The organism is uncultured Gimesia sp., from assembly GCF_937919775.1.
Taxonomy (GTDB): Bacteria; Planctomycetota; Planctomycetia; order Planctomycetales; family Planctomycetaceae; genus Gimesia.
The window spans coordinates 1-2,267 of the sequence record NZ_CALFPF010000604.1; the positions used below are offsets into that span (position 1 = coordinate 1).

2 protein-coding genes are annotated in these 2,267 nt (G+C 49.4%); both read left to right on the forward strand.

Going from position 1 to position 2,267, the window contains the following annotated elements; translation table 11 throughout:
- On the forward strand, positions 1 to 592 hold a 592-nt coding region (locus Q0294_RS17430), incomplete at its 5' end, for a LamG domain-containing protein (protein ID WP_299468009.1).
- Between the two features lie 59 nt (positions 593 to 651).
- Positions 652 to 2,043, forward strand: coding sequence for a DUF1501 domain-containing protein (locus Q0294_RS17435; protein WP_299468011.1), 1,392 nt, complete (start codon positions 652 to 654; stop codon positions 2,041 to 2,043).
- The last annotated feature ends 224 nt before the right edge of the window (positions 2,044 to 2,267 follow it).

Genomic DNA, 2,267 nt, shown 5'->3' on the forward strand with positions numbered 1-2,267 from the left:
TCATCTGGGAATTTCCGGAAAATATAAACAGAATAAAGAGGGCCGTCTCTTTTTCTATAACGGAGATCAACGACAGCAGTCGCTTTTCGGGAATACTGTGATTCAGCCGGGAACGTGGAATCATGTTGTTTTCATGCGTGACGGGCAGAAGATTCTGGTTTATCTGAATGGTAACCCGACACCGGAAATTTCGGGTGAAGCGCAGCCCGGATACGAAACAGGTATCTCAGAAGTCATCATTGCGGGGCGGAATGATAATTTTTCAAACTTCCAGGGCCAGTTGGGAGCCGTCGCTTTGTTTAATCGTGTATTGACTCTACAAGAAGTTCAGAAACATTTTCAAGCAGGCAAACTGGAGAAAGACCAGCTTGCTCATGCAGAATATGTCACTTCGATTCTAGAATCCGATCCCCTGTCCTGCTGGCCTTTACGGACTGACAATCCGAATCTTTCGCAGGCTGTCGATATTACAGAGAATAAAAATAATGGTGTTTATGAAGGTCGGCAAGTGACTGACCCTAAAAAACTCACGCCGTGGCAACGCTACTGCCAGGCTTTGTTATGCAGTAATGAAATGATGTTTGTTGACTAACGAATTCTTTGTGTTGATGAACTATCTTTTCATCCCAAATTGATAAAGAGACCCAGGAAATGATCAATTTCAATCGACCGGAACTATTTAGCCGACGGGAAATTCTCCAAAAAGTCGGGGGCGGCTTTGGGATGATGAGTCTGGCAGGTATTCTGTCGGCTTCCGAAGCAGCGTCGCAAAAAGCACCAACGCAGGTTCCTCATTTTGCTCCCAAAGCGAAGCGGGTGATTTTCCTGTTTATGAGTGGTGGCCCTTCCCAGGTTGATACGTTTGACCCGAAACCTGCTTTAAAAAAATATGAAGGCCAGCGTCCCAAGTCGGCTAATATCAGAACCGCTTCAAAAACGACGGGGCTGCTCCCTTCCCCGGTCAAGTTCATCAACGCCGGGAAATCCGGGATTCCGGTATCGGAACATTTCAGCCATCTCGCGAAGCATATCGACGATATGGCGATTATTCGTTCGATGCATACTGACTTTCCCAATCATGCGCCTGCGCTGTGCATGATGAATCTGGGAACACTGACGCCGACGCGCCCCAGTATGGGTTCCTGGCTGACCTACGGGTTGGGAACGGAAAATCAGAACCTGCCCGGTTTTCTGGCTTTGTGTCCGGGCAAGCCGGTGGTCGGTCCGAAATTATGGGGCAGCGCTTTCCTGCCGGGAAAACATCAGGCGACTCACATCAATAATAAGGATCTGACTCCCGAGCAGATGATCCCTTACCTGAAGAACGATGTTTTATCTTCCGACGAACAGAAGAAACAGCTGGATCTGGTACAGGCGATCAATCAGCAGCATCTGGTGAACCGAGTGGGCGACAATGATCTGGAGACCCGGATCAAATCAATGGAACTGGCTTACCGCATGCAGTTCGCTGCGACGGATGCGTTTGATATTTCGCGCGAGCCCGAAAAGCTGCAGGAAGCATATGGCAAGAGCGAGTTCTCGAAGGCGTGTCTGCTGGCTCGTCGTTTGAGCGAACGTGGCGTGCGTTTCGTGCAGGTTTATTACGGAAACGGGCAGCCTTGGGATACGCACAGTAATCACGATAAGAGCAACGAACGCTTGTGTAAAGACGTCGATCAGCCGATCGCGCAACTCATGACTGACTTGAAACAGCGCGGGTTGCTGGATGAGACGTTGATTGTCTGGGGGGGCGAATTCGGTCGAACGCCCACAGCACAGGGGGGCATTAACGGCCGCGATCATAATCCCTTCGGGTTTTGCATGTGGCTGGCCGGAGGGGGTATCAAAGGGGGCACAATTCATGGTGCCTCGGACGAATTCGGGTTCCGTGCCATGCAGGATAAAGTTCATGTCCATGATCTGCACGCCACGATTCTGCATCTGATGGGCATCAATCATGAACGTTTAACCTATCACTATTCTGGTCGGGATTTCCGTCTGACCGATGTGGCGGGTGAAGTTGTACAAAACATCATCGCCTGAGGAATGAATTCACGCGATTTTCCGCGTTCGAAGCAGGTTGCGATTCTTTTGAGAACTTCACAGATGCCCCTCTTTTATCTCCTCGTTGTATCATATATAATATACACAATGTCTTAGTGTAATTATTGTAAGCCTTTACAGGCCATTCGAGGAAATGTCATGTCTACCACCAATCTGCCCGGATCGTTCTCCCTGGTTCCCAGAGGGAATATCCGCGAGGTAGT

Coding starts and splice junctions, on each gene's coding strand:
- Q0294_RS17435 (WP_299468011.1), top strand. CDS start 652: ATGATCAATTTCAATCGACCGGAACTATTTAGCCGACGGGAAATTCTC.